1 protein-coding gene is annotated in these 526 nt (G+C 42.8%); it reads right to left on the bottom strand.

Annotated features, from left to right (window positions below; translation table 11 throughout):
- The coding region (locus FK268_RS26225) for an ABC transporter permease (protein WP_497997389.1) at positions 1-345 on the bottom strand (345 nt) is incomplete at its 3' end.
- Positions 346-526 lie beyond the last annotated feature (181 nt).

The raw sequence follows: 526 nt of genomic DNA, 5'->3' as shown, positions 1-526 counted from the left end.
AAGCTCCACCGCAACACCAATAGGACGGCGCAACCAAGGCGGCGCTAACTCTGTTAAAAATATTGCAATACCGAAGCTAACCGGCACGGCAATCACTAAGGCAATCACAGAGGTCACAATCGTGCCATAAATGGGGACTAAAGCACCAAACTGATCCATCGGGGCATCCCACTCCTTCGTCCAGAGGAATTTGAGGCCAAACTCCTTGATACTCGGCATAGATGCAATAATTAGGGAGAGCATAATTCCCGTTAAAAGGATCAGGACAAAGATCGCTGCAGCACGAACACTAAAAGCGAAAATCTGATCTGGCAGAGCCGATTGTGGCTTTTTAATACTTTTCATTCAATCTCTTCTTTCACTACTCTCGATGACTCAATTTTTAGATATGGGAAAACCCAACCGAAGTCTCTTCTCATCGATTGGGTATTCTATTTATCGCTTAAGATGATCTCTTTTCATCATTCTCATCATCATTTGTGCATATCATCTTATCGATCGATAAGAGATATGCGCAATTTAACTA

This window comes from Tsukamurella sputi (assembly GCF_007858445.1).
Taxonomy (GTDB): Bacteria; Actinomycetota; Actinomycetes; order Mycobacteriales; family Mycobacteriaceae; genus Tsukamurella; species Tsukamurella sputi.
Note: the sequence above shows the minus strand (reverse complement) of the source record. Positions and strands in the feature narration are given on the sequence as shown.